General features: G+C 63.7%; 27 protein-coding genes. 14 read left to right on the top strand and 13 right to left on the bottom strand.

Features of this window, described 5'->3' with window-relative positions; genetic code table 11:
- Window positions 1–46: 46 nt before the first annotated feature.
- From moaB to NP945_RS05850, 6 genes are all read right to left on the bottom strand, one after another.
- Window positions 47–601, bottom strand: a complete 555-nt coding sequence (moaB, locus tag NP945_RS05875; RefSeq protein WP_127383353.1) for a molybdenum cofactor biosynthesis protein B — start codon at window positions 599–601, stop codon at window positions 47–49.
- A complete protein-coding gene (locus NP945_RS05870) occupies window positions 588–1,487 on the bottom strand; it encodes a 4-(cytidine 5'-diphospho)-2-C-methyl-D-erythritol kinase (RefSeq protein WP_256745801.1) in 900 nt (299 codons plus the stop codon). Before NP945_RS05870 ends, moaB begins: the two co-directional genes overlap by 14 nt.
- A 20-nt stretch (window positions 1,488–1,507) precedes the next feature.
- Window positions 1,508–1,693, bottom strand: coding sequence for a membrane protein (locus NP945_RS05865; protein ID WP_023808667.1), 186 nt, complete (start codon window positions 1,691–1,693; stop codon window positions 1,508–1,510).
- Between the two features lie 123 nt (window positions 1,694–1,816).
- Window positions 1,817–2,680 carry a S49 family peptidase gene (locus NP945_RS05860; protein WP_127272776.1) on the bottom strand — a complete coding sequence of 288 codons (864 nt, stop codon included), beginning with the start codon at window positions 2,678–2,680 and terminating at the stop codon, window positions 1,817–1,819.
- 79 nt (window positions 2,681–2,759) lie between these two features.
- Complete coding sequence (locus tag NP945_RS05855; RefSeq protein ID WP_127395889.1) at window positions 2,760–3,560, bottom strand: tRNA1(Val) (adenine(37)-N6)-methyltransferase; 801 nt, start codon at window positions 3,558–3,560, stop codon at window positions 2,760–2,762.
- Window positions 3,560–3,784, bottom strand: coding sequence for a DUF2007 domain-containing protein (locus NP945_RS05850; RefSeq protein WP_063167652.1), 225 nt, complete (start codon window positions 3,782–3,784; stop codon window positions 3,560–3,562). Before NP945_RS05850 ends, NP945_RS05855 begins: the two co-directional genes overlap by 1 nt.
- A gap of 203 nt (window positions 3,785–3,987) precedes the next feature.
- Here NP945_RS05850 and NP945_RS05845 point away from each other — a divergent pair, with 203 nt between their 5' ends.
- Window positions 3,988–5,004 carry a polyprenyl synthetase family protein gene (locus NP945_RS05845; RefSeq protein ID WP_127272280.1) on the top strand — a complete coding sequence of 339 codons (1,017 nt, stop codon included), beginning with the start codon at window positions 3,988–3,990 and terminating at the stop codon, window positions 5,002–5,004.
- A gap of 6 nt (window positions 5,005–5,010) precedes the next feature.
- On the opposite strand, the gene NP945_RS05840 is transcribed toward NP945_RS05845, so the two are convergent.
- Window positions 5,011–6,462 carry an MFS transporter gene (locus tag NP945_RS05840; RefSeq protein ID WP_256745800.1) on the bottom strand — a complete coding sequence of 484 codons (1,452 nt, stop codon included), beginning with the start codon at window positions 6,460–6,462 and terminating at the stop codon, window positions 5,011–5,013.
- A 100-nt stretch (window positions 6,463–6,562) separates the two neighbouring features.
- On the opposite strand from NP945_RS05840, the gene NP945_RS05835 reads away from it, so the two are divergent.
- The 5 genes from NP945_RS05835 to NP945_RS05815 all read left to right on the top strand — a co-directional run bounded on the left by NP945_RS05835 (window position 6,563) and on the right by NP945_RS05815 (window position 11,083).
- On the top strand, window positions 6,563–7,165 hold the full coding sequence (locus tag NP945_RS05835) for a TetR/AcrR family transcriptional regulator (protein WP_256745799.1): 603 nt from the start codon (window positions 6,563–6,565) through the stop codon (window positions 7,163–7,165).
- Window positions 7,166–7,240: 75 nt separating this feature from the next.
- Entirely contained in the window at window positions 7,241–7,909 is a 669-nt protein-coding gene (locus NP945_RS05830) for a GntR family transcriptional regulator (RefSeq protein ID WP_027035987.1), read from the top strand.
- Between the two features lie 107 nt (window positions 7,910–8,016).
- Entirely contained in the window at window positions 8,017–8,610 is a 594-nt protein-coding gene (locus NP945_RS05825) for a biotin transporter BioY (protein ID WP_127328424.1), read from the top strand.
- Complete coding sequence (locus NP945_RS05820; RefSeq protein WP_127380641.1) at window positions 8,607–9,050, top strand: DUF1284 domain-containing protein; 444 nt, start codon at window positions 8,607–8,609, stop codon at window positions 9,048–9,050. Before NP945_RS05825 ends, NP945_RS05820 begins: the two co-directional genes overlap by 4 nt.
- A 257-nt stretch (window positions 9,051–9,307) precedes the next feature.
- Complete coding sequence (locus tag NP945_RS05815) at window positions 9,308–11,083, top strand: tetratricopeptide repeat protein (RefSeq protein WP_127328420.1); 1,776 nt, start codon at window positions 9,308–9,310, stop codon at window positions 11,081–11,083.
- Window positions 11,084–11,162: 79 nt separating this feature from the next.
- Here NP945_RS05815 and NP945_RS05810 read toward each other — a convergent pair whose 3' ends face one another.
- Window positions 11,163–11,624 (bottom strand): GNAT family N-acetyltransferase, encoded by a 462-nt coding sequence (locus NP945_RS05810; protein ID WP_023808656.1) that lies wholly within the window; start codon window positions 11,622–11,624, stop codon window positions 11,163–11,165.
- A 218-nt stretch (window positions 11,625–11,842) separates the two neighbouring features.
- On the opposite strand from NP945_RS05810, the gene NP945_RS05805 reads away from it, so the two are divergent.
- On the top strand, window positions 11,843–12,763 hold the full coding sequence (locus NP945_RS05805; RefSeq protein WP_256745856.1) for a glycine--tRNA ligase subunit alpha: 921 nt from the start codon (window positions 11,843–11,845) through the stop codon (window positions 12,761–12,763).
- A gap of 3 nt (window positions 12,764–12,766) precedes the next feature.
- On the opposite strand, the gene NP945_RS05800 is transcribed toward NP945_RS05805, so the two are convergent.
- Window positions 12,767–13,081, bottom strand: a complete 315-nt coding sequence (locus tag NP945_RS05800; protein WP_127270002.1) for a hypothetical protein — start codon at window positions 13,079–13,081, stop codon at window positions 12,767–12,769.
- Window positions 13,082–13,169: 88 nt separating this feature from the next.
- Here NP945_RS05800 and glyS point away from each other — a divergent pair, with 88 nt between their 5' ends.
- Window positions 13,170–15,587: a glycine--tRNA ligase subunit beta gene (gene glyS, locus NP945_RS05795; RefSeq protein ID WP_256745798.1), complete on the top strand. Its 2,418-nt coding sequence runs from the start codon at window positions 13,170–13,172 to the stop codon at window positions 15,585–15,587.
- Between the two features lie 109 nt (window positions 15,588–15,696).
- Window positions 15,697–15,921 (top strand): ATPase, encoded by a 225-nt coding sequence (locus NP945_RS05790; protein WP_256745797.1) that lies wholly within the window; start codon window positions 15,697–15,699, stop codon window positions 15,919–15,921.
- A gap of 102 nt (window positions 15,922–16,023) precedes the next feature.
- On the opposite strand, the gene NP945_RS05785 is transcribed toward NP945_RS05790, so the two are convergent.
- Complete coding sequence (locus NP945_RS05785; RefSeq protein ID WP_128309670.1) at window positions 16,024–16,413, bottom strand: hypothetical protein; 390 nt, start codon at window positions 16,411–16,413, stop codon at window positions 16,024–16,026.
- Window positions 16,414–16,550: 137 nt separating this feature from the next.
- Window positions 16,551–17,036 carry a hypothetical protein gene (locus NP945_RS05780; RefSeq protein ID WP_128309669.1) on the bottom strand — a complete coding sequence of 162 codons (486 nt, stop codon included), beginning with the start codon at window positions 17,034–17,036 and terminating at the stop codon, window positions 16,551–16,553.
- 191 nt (window positions 17,037–17,227) lie between these two features.
- Between NP945_RS05780 and NP945_RS05775 the strand changes: the two genes are divergently transcribed.
- From NP945_RS05775 to NP945_RS05765, 3 genes are all read left to right on the top strand, one after another.
- Window positions 17,228–18,202 (top strand): L-threonylcarbamoyladenylate synthase, encoded by a 975-nt coding sequence (locus NP945_RS05775; protein WP_256745796.1) that lies wholly within the window; start codon window positions 17,228–17,230, stop codon window positions 18,200–18,202.
- An 8-nt stretch (window positions 18,203–18,210) separates the two neighbouring features.
- On the top strand, window positions 18,211–19,641 hold the full coding sequence (locus NP945_RS05770; RefSeq protein ID WP_256745795.1) for an FAD-binding oxidoreductase: 1,431 nt from the start codon (window positions 18,211–18,213) through the stop codon (window positions 19,639–19,641).
- Window positions 19,642–19,827: 186 nt separating this feature from the next.
- Window positions 19,828–20,394 carry a DUF6101 family protein gene (locus NP945_RS05765; RefSeq protein WP_023808648.1) on the top strand — a complete coding sequence of 189 codons (567 nt, stop codon included), beginning with the start codon at window positions 19,828–19,830 and terminating at the stop codon, window positions 20,392–20,394.
- Between the two features lie 205 nt (window positions 20,395–20,599).
- On the opposite strand, the gene ubiA is transcribed toward NP945_RS05765, so the two are convergent.
- Complete coding sequence (gene ubiA / locus NP945_RS05760) at window positions 20,600–21,583, bottom strand: 4-hydroxybenzoate octaprenyltransferase (RefSeq protein ID WP_164749081.1); 984 nt, start codon at window positions 21,581–21,583, stop codon at window positions 20,600–20,602.
- 68 nt (window positions 21,584–21,651) lie between these two features.
- Window positions 21,652–22,563 carry a LysR family transcriptional regulator gene (locus NP945_RS05755; protein ID WP_027035976.1) on the bottom strand — a complete coding sequence of 304 codons (912 nt, stop codon included), beginning with the start codon at window positions 22,561–22,563 and terminating at the stop codon, window positions 21,652–21,654.
- Window positions 22,564–22,652: 89 nt separating this feature from the next.
- On the opposite strand from NP945_RS05755, the gene NP945_RS05750 reads away from it, so the two are divergent.
- Together NP945_RS05750 and purD are read left to right on the top strand one after the other, a co-directional pair.
- Window positions 22,653–23,474, top strand: a complete 822-nt coding sequence (locus tag NP945_RS05750) for a phytanoyl-CoA dioxygenase family protein (RefSeq protein ID WP_256745794.1) — start codon at window positions 22,653–22,655, stop codon at window positions 23,472–23,474.
- A gap of 157 nt (window positions 23,475–23,631) precedes the next feature.
- Window positions 23,632–24,909, top strand: a complete 1,278-nt coding sequence (purD, locus tag NP945_RS05745) for a phosphoribosylamine--glycine ligase (protein WP_256745793.1) — start codon at window positions 23,632–23,634, stop codon at window positions 24,907–24,909.
- Window positions 24,910–24,917 lie beyond the last annotated feature (8 nt).

Genomic DNA, 24,917 nt, shown 5'->3' with positions numbered 1-24,917 from the left:
TTTTGCCTGGCGAACGCGGCGTGGAACCGGCGCTTTGCCTCGGCTTTTACGGAGCCGATTTGCCGCGCCGCAAATGCTCGTCCAGGCGCGGCATGATCTCGACGAAGTTGCATGGCGTGTGCCGGTAGTCGAGCTGCGCTTTCAGGATGCCGTCCCACGCGTCCTTGCAGGCGCCTGGCGAACCCGGCAGCACGAAGACGAAGGTGGCGTTGACGACGCCGCCGGTGGCCCGGCTCTGGATCGTCGAGGTGCCGATCTTGTCGTAGGAAATCCGGTGGAACACTTCCGAAAAGCCATCCATGCGCTTTTCGAAGATCGGCTCCAGCGCGTCCGGCGTCACGTCACGGCCTGTGAAGCCGGTACCGCCGGTGGTGATGACGACATCGATATTCTTGTCCTGTGACCACGCCAGAACCGTGTCGCGGATTTTCTCGCGGTCGTCGGTGACGATATCGCGGGCCGCCAGGATGTGGCCGGCCTCGGTGATGCGGTCGGCCAGCGTCTGGCCGGATTTGTCGTCGGGGAGGCTGCGCGTATCTGAAACGGTCAGCACCGCGATGCGCACGGGAATGAAGGAGCGGCTCTCGTCAATTCTGGCCATCTGCGCCCTCCGATGCGATGCTGCGCGTCGCCGCGACGAACCAGTCGGGCTGGCGGCCGCGGATCTCGGCAGCGGCACGCTTGGCGACATTGCCGGTCTCGAACAGGCCGAAGCAGGTGGCGCCGGACCCGGACATCCGTGAAAAACCCGATCCGGCCTTGTTCAGCCAGGAAAGCGCCCTGCCGATGGCGGGCTGCATCGCCAGCGCCGCGGGCTCGAGATCGTTGCGAGTAATCTCCAGCCAGTTGCGCAGGCTGTGAAAATCGATGCCGCGCGGCAGCGGCGGCAAGGCCTCATTGTCGCGCCGGGAAAGCGCTGCAAAGACATCCGCCGTCGACACCGGGGTGCCTGGATTGACCAGCACCAGGCCAAGCGCCGAAAAATCCGGCACCATCGACAGTTCATCCCCGATGCCGCGCGCCACCAGCGGCTTTGCCGCCAGGCACATCGGCACATCGGCGCCAAGCGAAAGGCCGATCCGCGCCAGCTCTGCGCCGTCGATGTCCAGCGCCCATGTCTCCACCAGCCCGCGCAGCACGGTCGCCGCGTCGCTCGAACCGCCGCCGACGCCGGAGGCAACCGGCAGGTTCTTTTCCAGCCGGATAGCGACCGGCGGTGTTCTCTCGTGCCCGGCTGTCTGCCGCAGGGCATCGCGCGCCTTGAGCACCAGATTGCTGGCGTCGAGAGGAACGGCCGGAGCGTAACGGCCGGACACGGTAAATTCATCGCTGTCGGCGGGCGCGATTTCGACCCTGTCGCCAAAACGCGTGAACACCGCCAGGCTTTCGATCAGATGATAGCCGTCAGGGCGCCTGCCGGTGACATGCAGCGCAAGATTGATTTTGGCGTGTGCGTGCCAGCTACGCGACCCGATGTCGGAGTCCACAATCGTCTGCGGGATGATGCTCAGTCCTTGGCCAGCCGGTATTCGCCGGTCTTCGGATCCTTGACCAAAGTGCCGATCGCGCCGTTGGCCGTCTGCTTTTCTGTGCGCCGCACCTTGGCGGTCACGCGCTCGGCTTCCCTAATGAAGGTGCGGTAGCCGAAATAAGCGGCAACGCCAACAACGGCGAAGAAAATGATCTGCGGCATGCCAAAACTCCTCCCACGCTGGGCCGGCGAAGGCGGCCGGTCGGGTGATGCATGTCGACCCGGTTTTGGGGACACGACATGCATGAAACTCAAGCTCTCATGCTAGACGGTTTTGCCGGGTTTTCAAAGCCCGAAGCGAGACCACAATGCGCGCTCTTCCGCCGCATCGATCACGCCGCTGGCGGCAGCGGCTACGATATCGGGCGCTGAAAAGCCCTTGCTTGAGCCGAACAGGCCGAAGCGGCTAAGAAAACCGCGCGGTGTCGTGATCAGCCTGAGCTGGGTTTTCGCCCCGAAACGGGTCTTGAGCACAGTGCGCATGTCGCCGAGCGCATCGACCAGACCGAGTTCGAGGCCCTTGATGCCGGTCCAGAACAGGCCGGTGAACAGGTCCGGGTCGTCCTTCAGTTTCGTGCCGCGCCGCTCCTTGACGAGGTCGATGAAGGTTGCGTGCACCTCGAGCTGCAGCGCCTTCAGCCGTTCGACATCTTCCTTCTTCTCGGGCTTGAACGGATCGAGCACCGCCTTGTTCTGGCCGGCCGTGTGGACACGGCGCTCGACACCGATCTTTTTCATCAGTTCAGGGAAGCCGAACGAGGCCGATACCACGCCGATCGAACCGACGATGGACGACGGATCGGCGAAGATCTCGTCACCGGCGACCGCGATCATGTAGCCGCCCGACGCCGCGACATCCTCGACGAAGACCAGTACCTTTTTGTTCTTTTCCGTGGCCAGGTCACGGATGCGCTTGAAGATCAGCCGAGACTGCACCGGCGAGCCGCCCGGCGAATTGATCGAGATGGCGACCGCCGGCGCGTCGTAGGAGAACGCCTTCTCGATGAGGCCGGCGGTGGAAGCCAGCGACAGGCTCGGCCGAAACTGGCCACCGCCTGCCATGATGGTGCCGTGCAGCCGGATGACCGGAATGGTGACGACGGTGGAGCGCCAGGATTTCGGCAGCAGGCGGTTGATAAGGCGTTTCACGAGGGCGCAGTCTCCGGTCGGTGGGTTGCAGGCATGTAGGGATTTCCCGGCCAACGGCAATGTCGCCGGGCAGAATAGCTCAATCTCCGAACAGCGAGGCGAGGCCGTTGGTGATCATTTCGCTGCGCTCGTCGGGGCCGTTGCCTGACTGCGTGTGGAGCATTAGGGGCGGGCGTATGGCAAGCTTTCCCCGCGCCCCGAGCGCTGCCCGCACGACGATGCGGATCGCCGCCGCATCGGGACGAGGGTGGACGGCGAGCATCTCGGCATCGCCGAAGCGGCCGGCGATCGCATCGAGAATGGCGCCGAGCTGTTCGGGCCGGGCGATTACGGCGAGCCCGCCGCGCGGCCTCACCACCGCCGCCGCACTTCTGATCCAGCTCTCGAACAGCCCGTCCTCCATGACATGGGCTTCCTTTCGCAGGCGATCCGATGTGGCGCGGTCCCGGGGGGCATTGAAAGGCGGGTTCATGATGACGAAGTCGAAGTCGTTGTCGGCGAGGCCGGCGGCCGCCCGCGCCCGGCCCGATACGGTGACATTGGCGACCAGCACGGATGCGCGATCGCTAAGATGGGCATTGCCGGGATGGGCAAGCGTCGCCGCCGCGAAGGCCGCCATTTCCGGCGCGCGTTCGACAAGCACCGCCTCTGCCGCCGGGCAGCGTGACAGCACCGCCAGTCCGGCAGCTCCGGCTCCGGCGCCAAAATCGGCCAGGCGCCCGCTAAAGGTCGATGGCACGGATGCCGCCAGCATCATCGCATCCATGCCGGCGCGATGGCCGCCCTGCTTGGGCTGGACGAGCCAGAACCGGCCGCGATGGAAGGCGTCGACCGTATGGGCCGGCGTGTCCGGAACAAGGGCGGCGGGCGCGGCGGGCATTATTTTCCGCGGATCTCGTTGGCGATGCCGGCATCCCTGAGGATGCGCCGTGCCGCGTCGGCCTGGTCGGCGTCGACCATGACGCGTTTCTGCAAAAGACCGATCGATCCTTCGAGAATGCTCATATTCTGATCGGCGACAAAGCAGGCGATGCCAGCGTCGCGCATCAGCGATTCCACAAAGGAGATGATCACGGCATCGTTGGTGCGGACAAGTTCTATCATCGTATGAAACTCGCAGTTTGCGCTATTGATGTAAACGGGCAGGGGATTCCGAGGCAGAGCCCCGTTCCCTCTGTGGTCGTTGACATTCCGTCATCGACGCCGCGCCAATTCGCCACTTGCCGTGGCCATGTCCGCCGCCCTAGAGTCCACGCAGGGACTAAGGGTGCCGTCGCACGCTCTATACCAAGACGGGAGTGATTGTCGTGGGTGTCGTTCTCAACATCGAAAACGGGAAGCGGGAGCCCGCCTCCATCAAGGATCTGATCGATCTGACAGCGGCCGATATGGGGCGCGTCAATGAATTGATCCTGTCCAAGGCCGGCTCCGACGTCGAGATGATCCCGGAGGTCGCCAATCATCTGATCTCGTCCGGCGGCAAACGGCTGCGGCCGATGCTGACGCTCGCCGCCGCGCAGATGTTCGGCTATGCTGGCGAAGGCCACGTCAAGCTCGCCACCTCCGTCGAATTCATGCACACGGCGACGCTGCTGCACGACGATGTCGTCGACGAGAGCGGCATGCGGCGCGGCAAGAAGACCGCCCGCATGATCTGGGGCAACCAGGCAAGCGTGCTGGTCGGCGACTTCCTGCTCGGCCAGGCTTTCCGCATGATGGTCGATGTCGGCTCGCTCGAAGCGCTCGATATCCTGTCGAGTGCTGCCTCGATCATCGCCGAGGGCGAGGTTATGCAGCTTGCCGCCGCCAAGAACCTCGAAACCACCGAGGACGAGCATTTCGCCGTCATCAAGGCCAAGACCGCCGCACTGTTTTCGGCTGCTGCCGAGGTAGGGCCCGTCATTGCCCAGGCGACCCGCAACGATCGTGCGGCGCTGCGCTCCTACGGCATGAATCTCGGCCTTGCCTTCCAGCTGATCGATGACGCGCTGGACTATGGCGGCACCAGCAAGGATCTCGGCAAGAATGTCGGCGACGATTTCCGCGAAGGCAAGGTGACCTTGCCGGTCATTCTCGCCTATCGGCGGGGCACGAAGGCCGAGCGCACTTTCTGGAAGCGTGCCATCGAGGACAATGTCACCGATGACGCCGGCCTGGAAAAGGCGATCGGCCTGATGACCCGCCATGGCGCCATTGCCGACACGATCGGACGAGCCCGCCATTTCGGCGAGATCGCCCGCGACGCGCTGGCGCCGCTGGAAGCGACGCCGCAGAAATCGGCGCTGATCGACGTCATCGATTTCTGCATCAGCCGGGTGAACTGAGCGGCGTCACCCGGTTGCCGGCTGCTTCGCCTTTCCCGGCAAAGCGAACGCGGCCAGCAGGCTGACAAAGATGCCCGCCGCCGCCAGCCAGAAGGCGATCTGTATGCCGTCGGCGATCGCGGCCTTCAGTGCATCGCCAGTCAATCCGCCGACATGGCTGTTGGCGATCGCGATCAATGTCGCCATGCCGATCGCGTTGCCGATGTTGAGCGTCGTGCAGGCCATTCCCGAGGCAACGCCCTGTTCGTCGTGTGCCACGCCCGACGCGGCCGCGATCCACATGGCGGTCCAGACGATGCCCTGTCCGACACCGGAGATGATCAGGCCGGGAACGATGGCGGCATAGCTGCTGTCGGCTGATGCTCCAAGGACCATCAGCGCGGTGCCGGCTGCGCCGACTATCATGCCGCCGACCAGGGTCGAGCGTGTAGAAAAGCGCGTCGCCAGGCGTTCACCAAGCTGCGTGCCGGCGGCGATGGCGATCGACGGCACCAGGAACGCCAGGCCTGTTTGCAGGGCGGTGAAGCCATGTACGGTCTGCAACAGCACGGTCAGGAAATAGGGCAGGGCTCCGAACGTTCCCATGAACAGGAAGGTGATCGTCATGCCGGCGACGAGGCTGCGATTGCGGAACAGCCGCAGCGGCATCAGCGGGTCGGCGCTCTTCGCCTCAATCAGCGCGAAGGCGATAATGAAGATCGCTGCCAGTGCGGCGCTGGCGATGATCGCTGGCGAACCCCAGCCATATTCAGGTCCCTGGACCAGCGTGAAGACCAGCAATGTGGCGCCTGCGGTGACGGTCAGCGCGCCCGGCAGATCGAAGTTGCGGTGCTGGTGCCGCTTGGGATCGCGCGGAATGATGGCAAATGCGGCGATGATGGCGATGCCAGCCAGCAGCACATTGACGTAGAAGACCGACGACCAGCCGAAGGCGCCTGTCAGGATTCCACCGGCCAGTGAGCCAAGGGTAAGGCCGCTCGCGCCGGCACCGCCCCACACCGCCAGCGCCCTGTTGCGTTCCGGTCCTTCGGCAAACAGGCGGTTGATCAGCGAGAGCGTCGCCGGGAACAGGAAAGCGCCGCCGATGCCTTGTACAGCGCGGGCAGCGATGATGATTTCCGGCGACCAGGCGAGGCCGCCGACCAGCGACGAAAGCGCATAGAGCCAGAGCGCGAAGATGAAGACGCGGCGCTGGCCGACGAGGTCGGCGGCGCGGCCGCCGAACAGCAGGAAGCCGCCGGTGAACACGGTGTAGGCGCTCACAACCCATTGTAGTGTCTGGCCGGAAAAGCCGAGGCTGGAGCCGATCTCCGGCAGCGCCACGAAGACGATGTTGATGTCGAGAGCGATGATGAGCTGGGCGAAGGCGAGCAATGCCAGCGTGGCGCCGCGCTTCGCGCCAATCCCTCCCTGTGTCGCAGTGGCGCCGAATGGCAGCCCTTGATCGAGTGAACTCATGCCAGTCTCCTTTCGATTCTTTATCGATCGACAAAGAATTGAATTTGCAATCTTGAGTCAAGCGGATTATTTGTGGATCGATAAAGAAATGGAGGTTGCGATGGCGGGACGGCCAAGGGAGTTCGACAGAGCCCAGGCTCTGCAGAAAGCGCGCGATGCCTTCTGGATGCGCGGCTACGAGGGCACCTCGATGGCCGACCTCGTCTCCATGCTTGGCCTGGCCTCGGCGCGCATCTATGCCGCCTTTGGCTCGAAGGAGGATCTGTTTCGCGAAGCCGTTGTTCTCTACGAAACCAGCGAAGGAAGCTTCGCCACCGGTGCCCTTGCCGAAGAACCAACCGCTCGGCGGTTTGTCGAGCGGCTGCTGCGCGATGCGATCGATATCTACACAAGGCCGGATCTGCCGAAGGGCTGCATGGTTGTCTCGGCCGCCACCAACTGCGCTACCGAAAATGACGGCGTGCTGCATTGGCTGGCCGAGCGCCGACTGGCGCGCAATGCATTGATTGTGGAGCGCCTGAGAAGGGGTGTTCGCGACGGCGACCTCAAGCCGGATACCGATCCGGAAGCGCTTGGCGACTACTACACCACGCTGTTGTTTGGCCTCTCAGTGCAGGCGCGCGACGGGGTGCCGAAGAAGCGGCTGCATGACCTGGTCACCGTGGCGATGCCTGCGCTCGACGGTTTCGTCTCACAGCCTTGAGTCTTGCTTCTGGCGCCTCGCGATTTCGACTGCAATTGGCTCGACAAGCTGCCCTGCCGCAAATTATCTATAAACATGGCAAAGGGCACAGACGACACCATCGCGGTGCGCATCAGCAAGGTGCTGGCGGACCGCATCATCTCCGGCGCGATCGAGCCGGGGGCCAGGCTTCGGCAGGATCATATCGCCGAGGAATTCCAAACCAGCCATGTTCCCGTGCGCGAGGCCTTCCGCCGCCTCGAGGCGCAAGGGCTGGCCATCGGCGAGCCACGTCGTGGCGTGCGTGTGGCGTCTTTTGATCTGGGCGAGGTCAAGGAAGTCGCCGAAATGCGCGCCGCCCTTGAAGTGCTGGCGCTGCGCCACGCCGCGCCGCACCTGACATCGGCCATTCTCGATCTCGCCGAGGAGGCGACCAAGGCCGGCGACAAGTCCCGCGATGTCAGGTCGTGGGAAGAGGCCAACCGCGCCTTCCACCGCTTGATCCTGGCGCCATGCGGCATGCCGCGCCTGCTCGCCACCATCGATGATCTGCACGCGGCAAGCGCCCGTTTCCTGTTCGCGGCATGGCGGTCGGAGTGGGAGACGCGCACCGATCAGGACCATCGCGCGATCCTCTCCGCCTTGCGGCAGGGAAACACCGAATCCGCGGCCGTCACACTGGGGCGGCACGTCCAATGGATTGGCCGCAAGCCGGTCAGGACGGCCTCCGGGACGACGCGCGAAGCTTTTGCCATCGTAGGTTAGTCGGCCTCCGCCAAAGCCAGGGCTTGCAATCTCCAGGGAAGTGTGGATTCGATAATAGATCGGAAAGAGAAATTATCTATAATTTTCAATCGATCAAAGGAATCCCAATGACAGACGTCGCATTCTCCCCCGGCAAGCCGTCGTTCAGTCCGCTCCGGCTCCAGGATCGTTCTCTTGCCTGGCAGGTTGGAGCCGTCGTGCTTGGCACCCTGTTCCTGGCGCTGGCGTCCTATATCGAGGTGCCGATGGTGCCGGTCCCGGTAAACATGCAGACCTTTGCCGTGACCCTGATCGGCGCGCTCTATGGCTGGCGGCTTGGCGCGCTCACCATCGTCGCCTGGCTGGTCGAGGGTGCGGTCGGCTTTCCGGTTCTGTCCGGAGGGGCAGCGGGTGCCGCGCATTTCGTCGGGCCGACGGGTGGCTATCTCTTCGCCTTCCCGCTTGTCGGCGCCTTGGTCGGCTGGCTGGCAGAACGCGGTTGGAACGGCAAAAGGGTGATGCTTGCCTTTGTCGCCATGCTGCTTGGCAACCTTGCCTGCCTTGTGCTGGGCACAGCATGGCTTGCCGTCATGATTGGAGCCGAACAGGCCGTTACCTTCGGCTTCCTGCCGTTCATCGTCGGCGGCTTGCTCAAGTCAGCGCTGGGTGCCGCGACCCTCATGGCCCTTCCCGGCGGCAAGGCCAAGCCGGCCAATCCGTGACGATCAAGCTGCGCGCCCATCATCTCCTTTGCCTGCTCACCTATGTGGGCAAGGGATACAGCCCCGCCTTCACCGCCAATTATGATCGCGTCGCGGAGCGCCTGAGCCGGGGCGAGGACATCCTCCTCGTTTCCGGCCCCGACGATGTCTGCGCTCCATTGCTCGACGAGCCGGAACCTCACTGCCTCAACGAGAGCGTCGTCGAGCGGGACCGGCTCGCCGGGCTGGATGTAGAGGAATTACTGGCGCGGCCAATCCGGATCGGCACCCACCTCGATCTCGACACGGGGACCTTGGCCCGGATGCGGCAGGCGTTTTCGGCTGGCCTTGTACGCAAGGCCTGCGGCGGCTGCGAATGGAACGAACTGTGCAGCACGATAGCGGCCGGTGGATATAGCGACACGCTGGTGCAGCGGTCCGCCGCGCCAGCCGAGGGTTGATATTGGCCCCGAGCCTTAGCGGTCGAAGCCGAGCTCAAGGGTCGAATCTGCGATATCTTCGGCGCCGCGCAGGGCCAACACCGAAATTCAAGACCGGAAAACTGGTGCCTGTCGCCATGATTTGTTAATCGGGTGCCCGGATTGTGAATTCGAGGCGGATTGAAGCGCGACCCCAAAAAGGCCATGCTTTGCCTGGAAAGATCGAGTCTACGCCGATCCCGCTGATGCGGAGATGGCGCCTGGCTGAAAGGGATATGATGCGGCAAGGACGTGCGCGCTGGCTGACAAGGCTGGCAATTGTGACCGGCATGGCGATCTCGGCTTTGCCGGCCTATGCCAAGCAAACCACCGAACCGGTCAAGATCACGTCGTTTTCGGGCGCTTATCTGGCGGCCCGGATCGCCGAAGGCGACAACGACCTCGACAGCGCCATCGCCTACTACAAGCAAGCATTGGCCTTCGACCCGAGCGACACCGGTCTGCAGCAGAGCCTGATGCTGTCGCTGATCGCGCAAGGGCGCTTCGACGAATCCCTGGTCTATGCCGACAAGCTCAAGGAAGTGCCTGACGTCGAGCGTTTCTCGCGCTTGGCGCTCGCCGTCGATTCCTTCCACAAGAAGGATTTCACCAAGGCGCAGTACTGGCTCAAGCTGTCGCTGGAATCCGATCTCGACCGGTTGATCTCCGGGGTTATGTCCGGCTGGGCGCAGCAAGGCGCCGGGGAGCCTGCCGATGCGATGGCGTCCATCGACAAGCTGCAGGGGCCGGATTGGTTCGGCCTGTTCAAGTCGTTCCACCGGGCCCTGATCGCTGATGCATCCGGCATGCCCGAAAAGGCCGAGGCGATCTATGCCGCGACCATGCAGGATACCGCCGCCGGCGGTGCTGCTCCCGAAACCTGGATGCGCAACGCCCAGGCCTACGCCTCGTTCCTGGTCCGCAAGGGCGACAAGACCAAGGCGCTGTCGGTGCTCGACCAAGCCGAGGCGTTTTCGCCGGGCAAGCTGGAAATCGTCGCCTTGCGCGACCGAATTGCAAAAGGCGACAAGATTGCGCCGCTGGTTGCCGGCCCATCCGATGGCGCCTCCGAAATCCTGCTCGACCTCGCCACCGCGCTCAACCGTGGCGGCGGCGAGCCCTTCGTCCGCCTCTATCTGCAATATGCGCTTGCTTTGAAGCCTGACAGCGACGCTGCCCTTGTGCAACTCGCCGCCGTGTCCGAGCAATTGAAGGACGGCGAAGGTGCCATCGCGCTCTATCGCCGGATTCCCGCCGCTTCGCCGCTGAAGGAGCTTTCGGACCTGCAACTCGGCCTCAATCTTGCCGATCTGGACCGTCACGAAGAGGCGATCACCCATCTGAAAGCCTTGGTCGACGCCCATCCCAATGACATGCGCGCCTATCTGGCGCTCGGCGGCGTCTATTCCTCGAAGGACGATTTCCGTTCGGCCGCCACTCTCTACGATAAGGCCGTCGAGGTGCTGAAGGCGCCGACCGCGGCCAACTGGAACATCTTCTACCAGCGCGGCATCGCTTATGAGCGTCTGAAGGAATGGCCCAAGGCCGAGCCGAACTTCCGCAAGGCGCTGGAACTGTTCCCCGACCAGCCGCAGGTGCTGAACTATCTCGGCTATTCCTGGGTCGACATGAACATGAACCTCAAGGAAGGCCTGGCGATGATTCAAAAGGCCGTCGACCTCAGGCCGAGCGACGGTTACATCGTCGATTCGCTGGGTTGGGCCTATTTCCGCCTCGGCAGGTTCGACGACGCGGTGCGCGAAATGGAACGCGCCGTGTCGCTGAAGCCGGAAGATCCGGTTCTCAACGATCACCTCGGCGATGCCTACTGGCGCGTCGGCCGCAAGCTGGAAGCCACCTTCCAGTGGAACCAGGCTCGCGACCTGAAGCCGGATCCCGATGTGCTGGCCAAATTGCAGCAGAAGCTGATGAAGGGCCTGCCGCCGATCGAGTCCAACACGGCGCAGGAAACTCCGAAGGTCAAGCCAGAGCCGGTGCCCGCCCCGAAGGGGTGACGTCAGCCATTTGAATTCAAGGCGAACGGGGCTCTTTTCGGAGTCCCGTTTTCGTTTGAACCGTATTCGGCTGGCTGCCTCAGAAGAGCTTGCGATAGACGACGAAGCCGGAGTGTTCGGCGACCTTGTCGTAAAGCTTCATCGCCGTGTGATTGGTCTCATGCGTCAGCCAGTACACCCGGCCTGAGCCGGCCGCCTGGGCGCGCTCGTAAACGCCCTCGATCAGCGCCCGTCCGATGCCTTTGCCACGCGAGGCCTGCGTGGTGAAAAGGTCCTGCAGATAGCAATTCGGCGCGATCGCCGTGGTGCTGCGATGGAAGAGATAGTGCACGAGGCCGAGAAGCTGTCCCTCGCCTTCGGCCACCAGCGCGTGGACCGGCTCATAGGCATCGAAGAAACGAGACCATGTCATCTGGGTGATCTCACCCGGCAGGGCCGTTTCGCCCGAGCGGCCATAAAACGCATTGTAGCCGTCCCACAGCGGCAGCCATTGCTCGAAATCCTGTCGCGCGACAGGGCGGATGACGATCGGGCTGGGCATGGCTGAAACCTGTTGTCGTTGCTGCACAGGCGAACAGAGCGCAGGCCCCAGAGATGGGCAATGGGCCAGCCCCTGCAAAGCTTTCAACATTGTCCATAATGTCGGCGCGGCTGCATCGGCGTGCTTTGCTTGACGCTTTGCTGCCGGGTCTCTAGGACGTGCCGGCAAGCTAGCCTGTGCTGTCGAGGCCACCCGTGACAATTGAAATCCACGCCCTTATGCATCCCAGCCGCTCGTTCCAGGGGCTGATCCTGACCTTGCACAACTATTGGGCGGCCTATGGCTGCGTCATCCTGCAACCCTACGACATGGAAGTCGGCGCCGGCACCTTTCATCCGGCAACGACGCTGCGCGCGCTCGGCCCAAAACGCTGGAACGCTGCCTATGTCCAGCCTTCGCGTCGTCCCAAGGACGGGCGTTATGGCGAGAACCCGAACCGGCTGCAGCATTATTACCAATACCAGGTGATCCTGAAGCCGAACCCGCCCAATTTGCAGGAACTCTATCTCGGCTCGCTGGCGGCGATCGGCGTCGATCCGCTGCTGCACGACATCCGCTTCGTCGAGGACGATTGGGAAAGTCCGACGCTGGGCGCCTGGGGCCTCGGCTGGGAATGCTGGTGCGACGGCATGGAAGTCTCGCAGTTCACCTACTTCCAGCAGGTCTGCGGCATCGAGTGCGCGCCGGTGGCCGGCGAACTCACCTACGGGCTGGAGCGTCTGGCCATGTATGTGCAGGGCGTCGACAATGTCTACGACCTCAATTTCAACGGCCGAGAAGGCGCCGATAAGGTCACCTATGGCGATGTCTTCCTGCAGGCCGAGCAGGAATATTCGCGTCACAACTTCGAATATGCCAACACAGCCATGCTGCTGCGACACTTCGAGGACGCCGAGGCCGAATGCAAGGCGCTGCTCGATGCCGGCGCGCCGGCATTGAACGACAATCTGCCGATGCATCGCATGGTTTTCCCGGCCTACGACCAGTGCATCAAGGCCAGCCATGTCTTCAACCTGCTCGATGCGCGTGGTGTGATTTCGGTCACCGAACGGCAAAGCTATATCCTGCGGGTGCGCAATCTGGCCAAGGCCTGCGGCGAAGCGTTTTTGAAGACGCAGGCGGGTGGCTTGGCGGCCTGAGCTTCAGGCCCGCTTCATCATCTCGAGGGAAACGTTGATCGGCGGTACGGCCTGACCGCCGGCACCGTCGATCGTGCGCAATGCCTGTCGAACGCCCGGCATGGAGAAGGCACCGTGAGCCTGCGCCGTGAAGCAGGCGCCGAGCGCGAGGATCTGCAGAAGTCTGGATGCCGTTTTCATGGTCGTTGAGCCAATAGTTTCCTGCCTGAGCGTGGGTCGCTTCAGCGCTGCGTTCGGTTCATGGAAATCTTTGATCCAAGGACGGGTGGCGCGGTCTTGTCCCGACAGGGCGGCCAAAATTTCTGGAAACGGGCGCAAATCGGCGATCCCCGCGCGGAAAGGGTGACAGCGGCCAGCCGAGTTGCTATGCCCCCGCCCGGACCATTTTGCCGCGTGAGCCCCATCCATGCCTGACCTGCTTCTAGAACTCCGCTCGGAAGAGATTCCTGCCCGCATGCAGCGCAAGGCGGCGGGTGATCTCAGGAAGATGCTGACCGACGGCCTGGTCGAGGCGGGGCTGACCTATGAAGCGGCGCGCGAGTACTGGACGCCACGCCGGCTGACGCTCGATATCAGGGGCCTCACCGCGCGCTCGAAAGATATAAGCGAAGAGATCAAGGGGCCTTCGACATCGGCGCCTGAACAGGCGGTCCAGGGATTCCTGCGCAAGGCCGGACTTTCCTCGATCGCCGAGGCCCATGTCCATTCCGATCCGAAGAAGGGCGATTTTTATGTCGCCCACATTTCGAGGCCGGGCAGGGCGGCGGAGGAGATCATCGCCGAACTGGTGCCGGGGATCATCCGCAATTTCCCGTGGCCGAAATCGATGCGCTGGGGACCGGCCTCGGCCAAGCCAGGCTCGCTGCGCTGGGTACGCCCTCTGCAATCGATCCTGTGCATGTTCGGCCCGGAGACCGAGGAGCCTGTCGTGGTCGATTTCGAGATCGACGGCATCCGCTCCGGCAACACCACCTACGGCCACCGCTTCCATGCGCCTGACGCCATCACGGTGCGCCGCTTCGACGACTATGTTTCCAAGCTGGAAGCGGCCAAGGTCGTGCTCGATGCTGATCGGCGCAAGGAGATCATCCTTGCCGACGCCCGCAATCTAGCCTTCGCCAACGGGCTTGATCTGGTCGAGGACGAAGGGCTGCTGGAGGAGGTGTCCGGACTGGTCGAATGGCCTGTCGTGCTGATGGGCGAGTTCGAGGAGGCATTCCTGGCCATTCCAGCCGAAGTGATCCGACTGACCATCCGCGCCAATCAGAAGTGCTTTGTGACGCGGCCGCAGGGTGTCGACGACGCGCTTTCCAGCCGCTTCATCCTCACAGCCAATATCGAAGCGAAGGATGGCGGCAAGGAGATCGCCCACGGCAACGGCAAGGTGGTGCGCGCCCGCCTGTCCGACGCGCTTTATTTCTGGACGACCGACCAGGGCGATTTGCCTGACCTGGCTGAGCTCGAGGCATCGGCGAATAAATTCGGGCTTGATCTCAAGAAGCCGCTCGACCAGCGCATGGCCCGCCTCGACCATCTCGGCGTGACTTTCCACGCCAAGCTCGGCACGCAGGGCGAACGGGTGGAGCGGATCAAGCGATTGGCGGAAGAACTGGCGCCGATCGTGGCGCAGTCAATCTCCCCCCTTGAGGAGGAGATGGCCGGCAGGCCAGAGGGGGTCGCCGCGCGTGAAGCGCCGGCGTCCTCTGACCGCGATGGGGCGTCGCATCCGGTCGTGCCGACCCCCTCAGTCGCCTTCGGCGACATCTCCCCCTCGAGGGGGGAGATTATCGCGCTCGCAGGTCGTGCCGCCGTCTTGGCCAAGGCCGATCTCACCACCGAAGTCGTCGGCGAGTTTCCGGAACTGCAGGGCGCAATGGGCCGCAAATATGCGCTGCTTCAGGGCGAGCATGCATCGGTCGCCGCTGCAGCGGAGGAACACTACAAGCCGCAGGGCCCGTCCGATCGCGTACCGAGCGATCCGGTGTCGGTCGCTGTCGCGCTCGCCGACAAGCTGGATACACTGGTCGGCTTCTGGGCGATCGACGAAAAGCCGACAGGGTCGAAGGACCCTTATGCGTTGCGGCGGGCCGCGCTCGGGGTTGTTAGAATATTGGTCGAGAATAATATTCGACTGGCGCTGATATCCATTGTCGGGACGGCTTCCGACCTCCTCTCCTTCTTCCACGACCGCCTGAAGGTCTATCTCCGTGACCAGGGCGCACGGCATGATCTCATCGATGCGGTGTTGGCGGCAGGTTCGCGCCCCATCTCCCCCCTAGAGGGGGAGATGTCGGCGAAGCCGACAGAGGGGGGCGCTGTCCCGCCGACCTCTCAGCGCGAAGCGCTCCCCTCTGCCCTGCCGGGCATCTCCCCCACAAGGGGGGAGATTGGCCAATCGCCGAACGACGATCTCCTGCAGATCGTGCGCAGGGTCGAGGCGCTGGGCTCCTTCCTCGACACGGAGGACGGCAAGAATCTGCTCGCCGGCACCAAGCGTGCGGCCAACATTCTGGCCGCCGAGGAGAAGAAGAAAACGGCGGTGGCCGAAACCGTTGAGTCGGCACTTTTGCGCGAGGATGCCGAGAAATCGCTGTTTGCGGCGGTGAATCAGGCTGAGAAGCAAGCCGGCGAAGCGATTCAAAACGATGACTTTTCCGGCGCCCTGCTGGCGCTTAGCGTATTGCGCGAGCCGGTTGATTCATTCTTTGAGCATGTTCTTGTAAACGATGAGGATCAGGCGGTGCGTGCCAACCGCCTGGCGCTGCTCGCTCGCATCCGCGCGGCCACCGGCCAGGTCGCGGATTTCTCCAGGATCGCAGGTTAAGGCGAAGAAAATATTCTCTGCCGCCGGCCGTTCGAGCCGGCTTACAGTCATATGGCGATGATCTCTCCGTGGCAAAAGGGACATGTTCCCCAACCCCACGGAGGCTTCCATGAATTCCGATCACGAAATCGAAGTGACAGAAGAAACCCCGGCTCCCGCCGAGGCGCTTGAATCCGCTTCCGAAACCATCCTCGATCATGCCGCCGCAGCAGCGGTCGAAGCCGCTGACCTGTCTGATGACGACGAAGATGAAGACGAAGAAGACGCCGAGGACAGCGTGAAGGCTGAAGGCGACGAGTCCGAAGAAGATGACGACAAGGAAGAAGCGGCCTGATTTTTTCAGCCGCCGAATCTATCGATGGCAAGGCGGCGCTGAGGCGCCGCCTTCTCCTATCAGCCGTCCCCCGAAGCCGACGGTCAGCCGCCCCGGCGACGGTCAGTTCTCGAGAATGCTGACGCGCACGCTGTTTTCGTAGACATCGACCTGGATCAGCGGTTCGCCATTGACGATGGCGCGTTTGGTCGAGGAACTCATCGCGCCGCCGCGTTCCAGCATGCGCTGCAGGTCGGCGCGCTGGCCGTTGGTCCTGAACCAGCCATCAGCCTCGTCGTCGCTGTCACGGCGGTGGAATTTGTGCCAGTTGGCGCGGTCCTGCCGCACCATCTGCGCGGCATTGTCCAGCGCATAGCCGTCACTCGCCTGATGGTCGCGATCGGAAATGCGCGCGACATAAGATCCCAGCATGTCGTCGGCATGAGCCGCGACGACGCCAAGCAACGACGCCAGCAGAAGGCCTGCCCCGGCTACGATTCCAGATTTTCTCATGATCACCCCCCTTTACCCCTAGCGATGAAATCCCGTCTGCCAGAAATACCTAGAACGGGGCTTGCCTGGCAATGGTGCGCCGGGCGCCAGACCACCGTCAAGTCACGCCATCGATGTCGGCTGTCTTTGAGCCGGGGCTATTTGGTGTAGCCGTTGGGAGGCATGCGCTGCCCTGCTGCCGGCGCCGAAGCGCTCGGCGGGGTGGGTTGGTTCTCGGCGTTCCCTGAGGGGGCTGCGGAAGCGGTGGCCGTTGCCGGCGCCGTGCCAGCGGCCGGCGCGGCACCGGCCGCTGGTGCAGCGGTTGGCGCCGGTGCAGGGAAATCGGGACCGGTAACGCCGCCACGAATGACCATCGGGCCTGGCTGGAAGCCGTGCCCGGTCGCGGGCTTGTCCGGGATCGCCGCCACTTTTTCATCGGTAACGTCGGGCGGCGTTTCCCCTATTGCCACCACCGATCGCGCATCGCTGGCTTTGACTGCATCGGCGGTTCTAGGCTGGTTGGGAGCGCCGATCCTGACGATCGATGGTGTGGAGGATGGCGCGCCTGGAAAAACCAGGGATGACGCCTGGGCTTCGCCGGCCGCAACAGCAAGAATGATACCCAGCAGGATACGCGCAGACACTGATGTCGCTCCCCTTTGCCCAGAAGCTGTTCGATATCAGGCCGGAATTGATGCCGGCTTTCGCGGAAACATAGCATTTTAGGGATTGATAAATTGCCAATGCTCCTGCTCGCCAACAATAGGTTACCCAACAGCGGCTTGCCCAACGGCCGCCATCGTACTACGCACCCCGCATCTGTGAGGTGACGAGAGTGGCTGAAATACTTGGCTCGGGCGAGGCGCTGGAGCGGGCGCTGGCGCTGCTCATGGAAGGCGATGTCGTCGCCATCCCGACGGAAACCGTCTACGGGCTGGCCGGCGACGCCACCAACGGCATCGGCGTTGCGCGCATTTTCGAGGCCAAGGGGCGGCCGCGCTTCAACCCGCTGATCGCCCATGTCGCGGATACGGCGATGGCAGAGCGCCTCGCGCTGTTCGATCCGCTGTCCAGGAAACTGGCGCTGGCATTCTGGCCAGGTCCGCTGACGCTGGTGCTGCCGCAACGGCCCGGCAACGGCATCCATCCGCTGGTCACCGCCGGGCTCGATACGATTGCCTTGCGCATGCCGAGGGGCTTTGGCGGCGAGCTGATCGCCAGGCTCGGCCGCCCGCTTGCAGCGCCCAGCGCCAATTCATCCGGCAAAATCAGCGCAACGACCGCGCAAGCGGTAGCGGCGGATCTCGGCACGCGCATAAAGCTGGTGGTCGATGGCGGCGCGACGCCGATCGGGCTGGAATCGACCATCGTCAAGGCCGAAGGAAACAGATTGCGGCTGCTGAGGCCCGGCGGCATCGCCGCCGAGGAGATCGAGGCGGCTATCGGCATGGAGCTGTTGCGCGGCGGCACCGTCGGTATCGAGGCGCCGGGCATGCTTGCCTCGCACTATGCGCCAGGTGCTGCGATGCGGCTCAATGCCGGCACGGTCGGCGAGGGCGAGGCTTTGCTAGGCTTCGGCAGCCAGAGGGCGCAAGGCTGGCGCCGCGCCGAAGCCTTCCTCAATTTATCCGAAACCGGTGACCTGCGCGAAGCGGCGAGCAATCTGTTCGCCTATATGCAGGAGCTCGACCGCAGCGGCGCGCGGACCATCGCCGTCGAACCTATTCCCTTCGACGGGCTCGGCGAAGCGATCAACGATCGGCTGTCGCGCGCGGCCGCCCCTCGTGACAACACGCAAGCCACATCATAGCTTTCCCCATGACCGAAATTCCAGAGACCCTCGACCCTGTTCTCATCGATCGCTTTGCCGCGATCGTCGGCGACAAGTATGCGCTGCGCGACGAACAGGACATCGCGCCCTACCTCATTGAGCGGCGCGGGCTCTGGCACGGCGCGACATCGCTGGTGCTGCGGCCGGGCAGCATCGACGAAGTCAGCCGGATCATGCGGCTGGCGACGGAGACGGGAACGCCGATCGTGCCGCAAAGCGGCAACACCGGGTTGGTCGGCGCCCAGGTGCCGGACAGGTCCGGGCGCGAAATCGTCCTGTCGCTGTCGCGGCTCAACCGCATCCGCGAGATCGACGTCCTGTCCAACACCGTGACGGTCGAGGCCGGCGTCATCCTGCAGACGCTGCAGGAGGCAGCCGACGCCGCCGACCGGCTGTTCCCACTGTCGCTGGCCGCGCAGGGCTCCTGCCAGATCGGCGGCAATCTTTCCTCCAATGCCGGCGGCACCGGCGTGCTTGCCTATGGCAATGCGCGCGAACTCTGTCTCGGTGTCGAGGTGGTGCTGCCGACCGGCGAGGTGTTCGACGACCTGCGCAAGCTGAAGAAGGACAACACCGGCTACGATCTGAAAAACCTGTTCGTCGGCGCCGAAGGTACGCTCGGCGTCATCACCGCCGCCGTGCTCAAGCTGTTCCCGAAGCCGAAGGGGCGCGAAGTCGCCTTCGCCGGCCTGTCGTCGCCCGAGGCCGCACTTTCGCTGTTCAGCCTGGCCATGGACCGTGCCGGGGCAGCACTCACCGCTTTCGAACTGATCGGCAGACGGCCATATGATTTCACGCTGGCGCATGCCCAGGGCGTGGTGCGGCCGCTGATCGAGGACTGGCCGTGGTATGTGCTGATGCAGATTTCATCAGGCCGTTCGTCGGAGGATTCGCGGGCGTTGATCGAGGACGTGCTCTCGGCCGGCCTTGAACAGGAATTCGTCGGCGACGCCGTCATTGCGGCGAGCCTCGGGCAGGGGGATGCCTTCTGGAATTTCCGCGAGCTGCTGCCCGAGGCGCAGAAACCGGAGGGCGCCTCGATCAAGCACGACATTTCGGTGCCTATTGCATCGATCCCGCGCTTCATCGCGCAGGCTGCCGGCGCCGTGGCGTCGGTAAGTGCAGGTGCCCGCGTGGTCTGCTTCGGCCATATGGGCGACGGCAATCTCCACTACAACATTTCGCGGCCCGTCGACGGCGACGATGAGGCGTTCCTCGCTCTCTATCACCCCATGAACAAGGTGGTGCACGATGTGGTGCGCAGCCTGCACGGTTCGATCTCGGCCGAGCATGGCATCGGCCAGTTGAAGCGCGACGAACTGATCGCCACCGCGCCGCCAATGGCGATCGATCTGATGCGAAGGGTGAAGGCCGCTTTCGACCCGGCCGGCATCATGAATCCGGGTAAGGTTATCTGAACCTTTCGACAAGTTGCGGCTGGTGGGATTCCGATAACCATCCCTGAGATCAGCAAAATTTAACCGACTTTCTTAAGCGGGGCGGTAAGGAGCCCGCGCTACTGTCTCCCTACAAACGAGGCTGGAAAAACCGGCCCGGAGAGAACCGGACACCGGCTCTCAGGAGACAGACAGGAAGGCCACTCTATGAACACCGGACTGAAGCCAGTCTGGGCGGGACGCAACATGCGTCTCGACCCATTTCGCCTGCCGCAAGTGGTGAGCTACGCGACTCGCGACGACTACGGCGATGTAACCTTCACCATCGACCAGCGCGGCGCCGTGATCCGCCGCCTGCTCGAGATGAGCGGCCTGCCCGCGATCATCGTTCTGCCCGCCAATGCGTTCCGCGGCGTTGCCGCCCGCGCCATGGAGGATCCGGACGGCAATGTCACGGTGACCCTGGAACTCCTGCACAACGACCCGATGCTGTCGGTGCCGCTGCTGGTGGCCGACGATCTCGACGATGTCGCAGCCGACTGGCGCGCCTGGGCCGACGCTTACCGTCTGCCGATGCTGCTGATCGAATCGGACGGCGTTGCCCGCACCCTGGAAGAATCGCTCGGCGCCGCCATCAAGACGCTGCCGCCGCAGGACCGGCGCAAGGGGCGGATTTCGAACACGCGCCGCCCGCGTTTCCTCGCTCGCCGCAGGGCCGGCGCCCTCGGTCTCAGGCTGGTCATCGACGGCCAGGAGATTATTTCGAGGGATTAGCCTTCTTCTCCCCGTCACTATACGGGGAGAAGTGCCCGGCAGGGCGATGAAGGGGCAGCGCCGACCTAAGTGTTCGGCCACCTTAAGACTCAATTCATGTTCGCCCGGTTCGCCGCTGAACCTCTTGCCTCCCCTCCAAGGTCGGCGCTGCCCCTCATCCGGCTGCCGCCACCTTCTCCCCGTATAGGGGACGGGGAGAAGGAGACTAAACCAGCGGCTTCAGCGCCACCCACACAGCGCCGCCGATCAGACCAAGGAATATCAGCCAGCCGACCTGGTTGTTCGACCTGAACAGCCGCAGGCATTGGTCCGGATTGTCGATATCCAACACGGCGATCTGCCGGGCCATATGGGCGCCTGCGGCGATCAGTCCGGCCAGCGCCACCACCGGCGCCTGCGCCGACGCGAAGGCGATCGCAAAGCAGATCAGCGCGCCGCCATAAAGCCCGGCCAGCCACGATTTGGTGTTATCGCCAAACAGGCGTGCCGTCGAGCGCACGCCGACAATGGCGTCATCTTCCTTGTCCTGATGTGCGTAGATCGTGTCGTAGCCGATCACCCACAGGATCGAGCCGATATAAAGCATGATGGCAGGCCCATCGAGATCGCCGAACTCGACCGCCCATCCCATCAGCGCGCCCCAGGAAAAGGCAAGGCCAAGCACCAGTTGCGGCCAGTTCGTTATCCGCTTCATGAATGGATAGATGGCGATGACCGCCAGTGAGCAGATGCCGAGCAGGACGGCGAAGCTGTTGAACTGGATGAGCACGACGAGGCCGACCAGGGCCTGCAGGACGAGAAACAGCCATGCCCGCCGGCGCGTCGCCTTGCCCGACGGCAACGGTCGCGAGCGCGTGCGCTCCACCTGGCTGTCGATGTCCTCGTCGACGAGGTCGTTGTAGGTGCAGCCGGCGCCGCGCATGGCGATGGCCCCGACCAGGAACAGCACGAGATACAAAGGCGCCGGCAGCAGTGAGAGCAGCGGGTCGCCCGGACGCGGATAGGCGCTTGCCGCCAAGGCTGCCGACCACCAGCACGGCCACAGCAGCAACTGCCAGCCGATCGGCCTGTCCCATCGAGCAAGCTGCGCATAGGGCCATATCGAGCGCGGCAGCACGCGGTAGACCCAATGGCCGTTCGGCGCATCGGCGACACGGCCCTGGGCCGCTTTCGACTGGATATTTTCCATGTCCATGGAGTGGCAGCAGCGGCAGAAACCGTCAAGCGGCAAGCGGAGACGCGGCGCCTGTCAGCCTTTCACGAGGCAAAGATGTCGCGGGTGGCGAACCAGTCCTTGGCCACCTCGACGAAGGCCAGCGCTGCATTCGATACACGCTGATGCGTGTCATAGGTCAGCAGGATCCGCTGCATGGGCAGCGGATCGGACAGCGGCTTGCAGATAAGCGGCAGGCCGTCATAGCTGCGGTCGCCGTGCGGGCGGGTATAGCTGACCGCGACGCCGAAGCCGTTGGCGACCATGCTACGCTGCAGTTCGAACGAGCTTGTCGTCGTATCGGCCACCGGCGAGAGGCCGCGGCTGCGGAACAGGTCGAGCATGTGCTGCCAACTGTGCGGCTGATCCGTCGTGATCAGCGGATAGGCGGCCAGATCGGCAAGGCTGACCGTTGGGCGGTCCGCCAGGGCATGGCCTGCCGGCAACAGCGCGTGTGGACGAAGTTCGCGCAGCAGGATGCGGGCGAAATGCGTCGGCAGGCTGAGATCATAAGTCAGGCCGAGATCGATGGCCGCATCCCCCAGCCGTCGTCCCAGCGTCTCGAACGTCTCGTCGCGAACGACGATTTTGACGGCCGGATAGCGTTCGGAGAAGGCGCGGATCAAAGCCGGCGCGAAGAACGGCGCCAGATCCTCGAAGCATCCCAGCACCAACTCACCGCTGACAGCCGATTTGCTTGAACCCAGGCCGACGAGTTCGTCCGTTTCGGTGAGAACCTGCCTTGCCTTGGCCACGACGGCGCGGCCGAACGATGTCGGCGACACGCCGCTTCCGCGCTGGCGGACGAACAGCTTCTGGCCGAAATTCTTTTCGACCGCGTCGATCGCCACCGAAATCGACGGCTGCGAAACGTTCAGCATCTTCGCCGCCCCGGTGACGCTGCCATGACGCGCCACGGCGACAAGATAACGCAATTGGGTGAGAGTCACATTCATAGGGTTATCCTATGTACCAAATGGAAAGTTATTATTTTACTGAATGAAAGAGGGTTGCGATAGTCCGTTCATTCCAAGAGGAGAACGCCATGGCTACCCAAGCTGCCAGCCACACTTCCAACGCCTCCATGATCGATGCGGGCACCATCGCCGACTATCAGCGTGACGGCGCTGTCTGCATTCGCGGCGCCTTCAAGGGCTGGGTCGACACGATTGCCGCCGGCATCGAACGCAACATGCAGAACCGCAGCGCCACCGCATCCGACATCGCCAACGGCCGCGGCAGTTTCTTCGATGACTACTGCAACTGGGAGCGCGTCCCCGAATTCGTCAGCCTGGTGCGGGGTTCGCCAGCCGCCGAACTGGCGGCGGCGGTGATGCAGTCGCGGACCGCGCAGTTCTTCCACGATCATGTGCTGGTCAAGGAACCCGGCACGCAGAAGCCGACGCCCTGGCATCAGGACATCCCCTACTATTTCGTCGATGGCCGGCAGACGGTGAGCTTCTGGATCCCCATCGACCCGGTGAAGGAAGCGACGCTGCGGCTGATCGCCGGCTCGCACAAATGGGACAAGATGATCCTGCCGGTGCGCTGGCTTGACGACAGCAATTTCTATGCCGGCGAGGGCGACTATCTGCCGGTGCCAGATCCCGACAAGGATCCGTCGATGAAGGTGCTCGAATGGGAAATGGAGCCGGGCGACGCCATCCTGTTCGACTTCAGGACCGCGCATGGCGCGCGCGGCAACCTGACCGCGGCGCGGCGCCGGGCGCTGTCGCTGCGCTGGGTGGGTGACGATGCGCGCTATGTCGAGCGGCCGGGCCGCACCTCGCCGCCCTATCATGGCCACGGCATGCAGCCGGGCGAGAGGCTGCGCGAGGACTGGTTTCCGGTGGTCTACCAGGGCTGAAGCGAGGCCAGAAAATCGACGCCGATGTGCGCCGCCGATTTTCGGCTGGGGTAACGTTCCCGTGCGCAATTCCCATCAATGCGCCCGGATGCCTTGACCCGTCGCCCAGAGAGCAATAGCGGGTGCTCTAACGGATAGTCGGCATCAAGAGGTGGCCATGAACGTTCTTCTTCTCGGCTCCGGCGGCCGCGAACATGCGCTCGCCTGGAAGATCGCCGCATCACCGCTGCTGACAAAGCTCTATGCGGCTCCCGGCAATCCGGGCATCGGCAGCGAGGCTGAGCTGGTGAAGCTGGATTTAGCCGACCATGCCGCCGTGGCCGCGTTCTGCCGGGAGAAAAAAATCGACCTCGTCGTGGTCGGCCCGGAGGGGCCGCTGGTCGTCGGCATTGCCGACGATCTGCGCGCGCAAGGCATTCGCGTCTTCGGACCCTCCAAGGCTGCCGCACAGCTGGAAGGATCGAAAGGTTTCACCAAGGATCTCTGCGCCCGCTACAACATCCCGACCGCCGCCTATGGCCGTTTCAGTGACCTGGCCTCGGCCAAGGCCTATGTCGAAAAGACCGGAGCACCGATCGTCATCAAGGCCGACGGGCTCGCTGCCGGCAAGGGCGTCACCGTCGCCATGACGCCCAGTGAAGCACAGGCAGCACTCGATGCCTGCTTCGACGGTTCCTTCGGCGCCGCTGGCGCGGAAGTTGTGGTCGAGGAGTTCATGACCGGCGAGGAGGCAAGTTTCTTCTGCCTCTGCGACGGTGCCACCGCACTGCCCTTCGGCACCGCGCAGGATCACAAGCGCGTCGGCGACGGCGACACCGGTCCCAACACCGGCGGCATGGGCGCCTATTCGCCGGCCCCGGTGATGACGCCGGAACTGGTCGAGCGCACCATGCGCGAGATCATCGAGCCGACCATGCGCGGCATGGCCGAACTGGGCGCGCCGTTCTCCGGCGTGCTGTTTGCCGGGCTGATGATCACCGACAAGGGACCGAAGCTGATCGAATACAACACCCGTTTCGGCGATCCGGAATGCCAGGTGCTGATGATGCGGCTGAAGGACGATCTGCTGGTCCTGCTCAACGCGGCGACCGACGGCCAGCTTGCGCATACTTCGGTACGCTGGCGCGATGAGGCGGCACTCACCGTGGTGATGGCGGCGAGAGGCTATCCCGGCACGCCGGAAAAAGGCTCGGTCATCCGCGGCGTCGAAGACGCGGCGAGCGACGGCGTCCAGATCTTCCACGCCGGTACCGCCATCAATGGCGGCGCGCTGGTTGCCAATGGCGGCCGCGTCCTCAACGTGACGGCATCAGGCGCCACGGTCGGCGAGGCACAGAAACGAGCCTATGCCGCGCTTGACCGCATCGATTGGCCGGACGGGTTCTGCCGCCGCGATATCGGCTGGCAGGCCGTAGCGCGCGAACAGGGAAATTGAAGTTCCGC

The organism is Mesorhizobium sp. LMG17149 (assembly GCF_024518695.1).
GTDB lineage: Bacteria > Pseudomonadota > Alphaproteobacteria > Rhizobiales > Rhizobiaceae > Mesorhizobium.
Note: the sequence above shows the minus strand (reverse complement) of the source record. Positions and strands in the feature narration are given on the sequence as shown.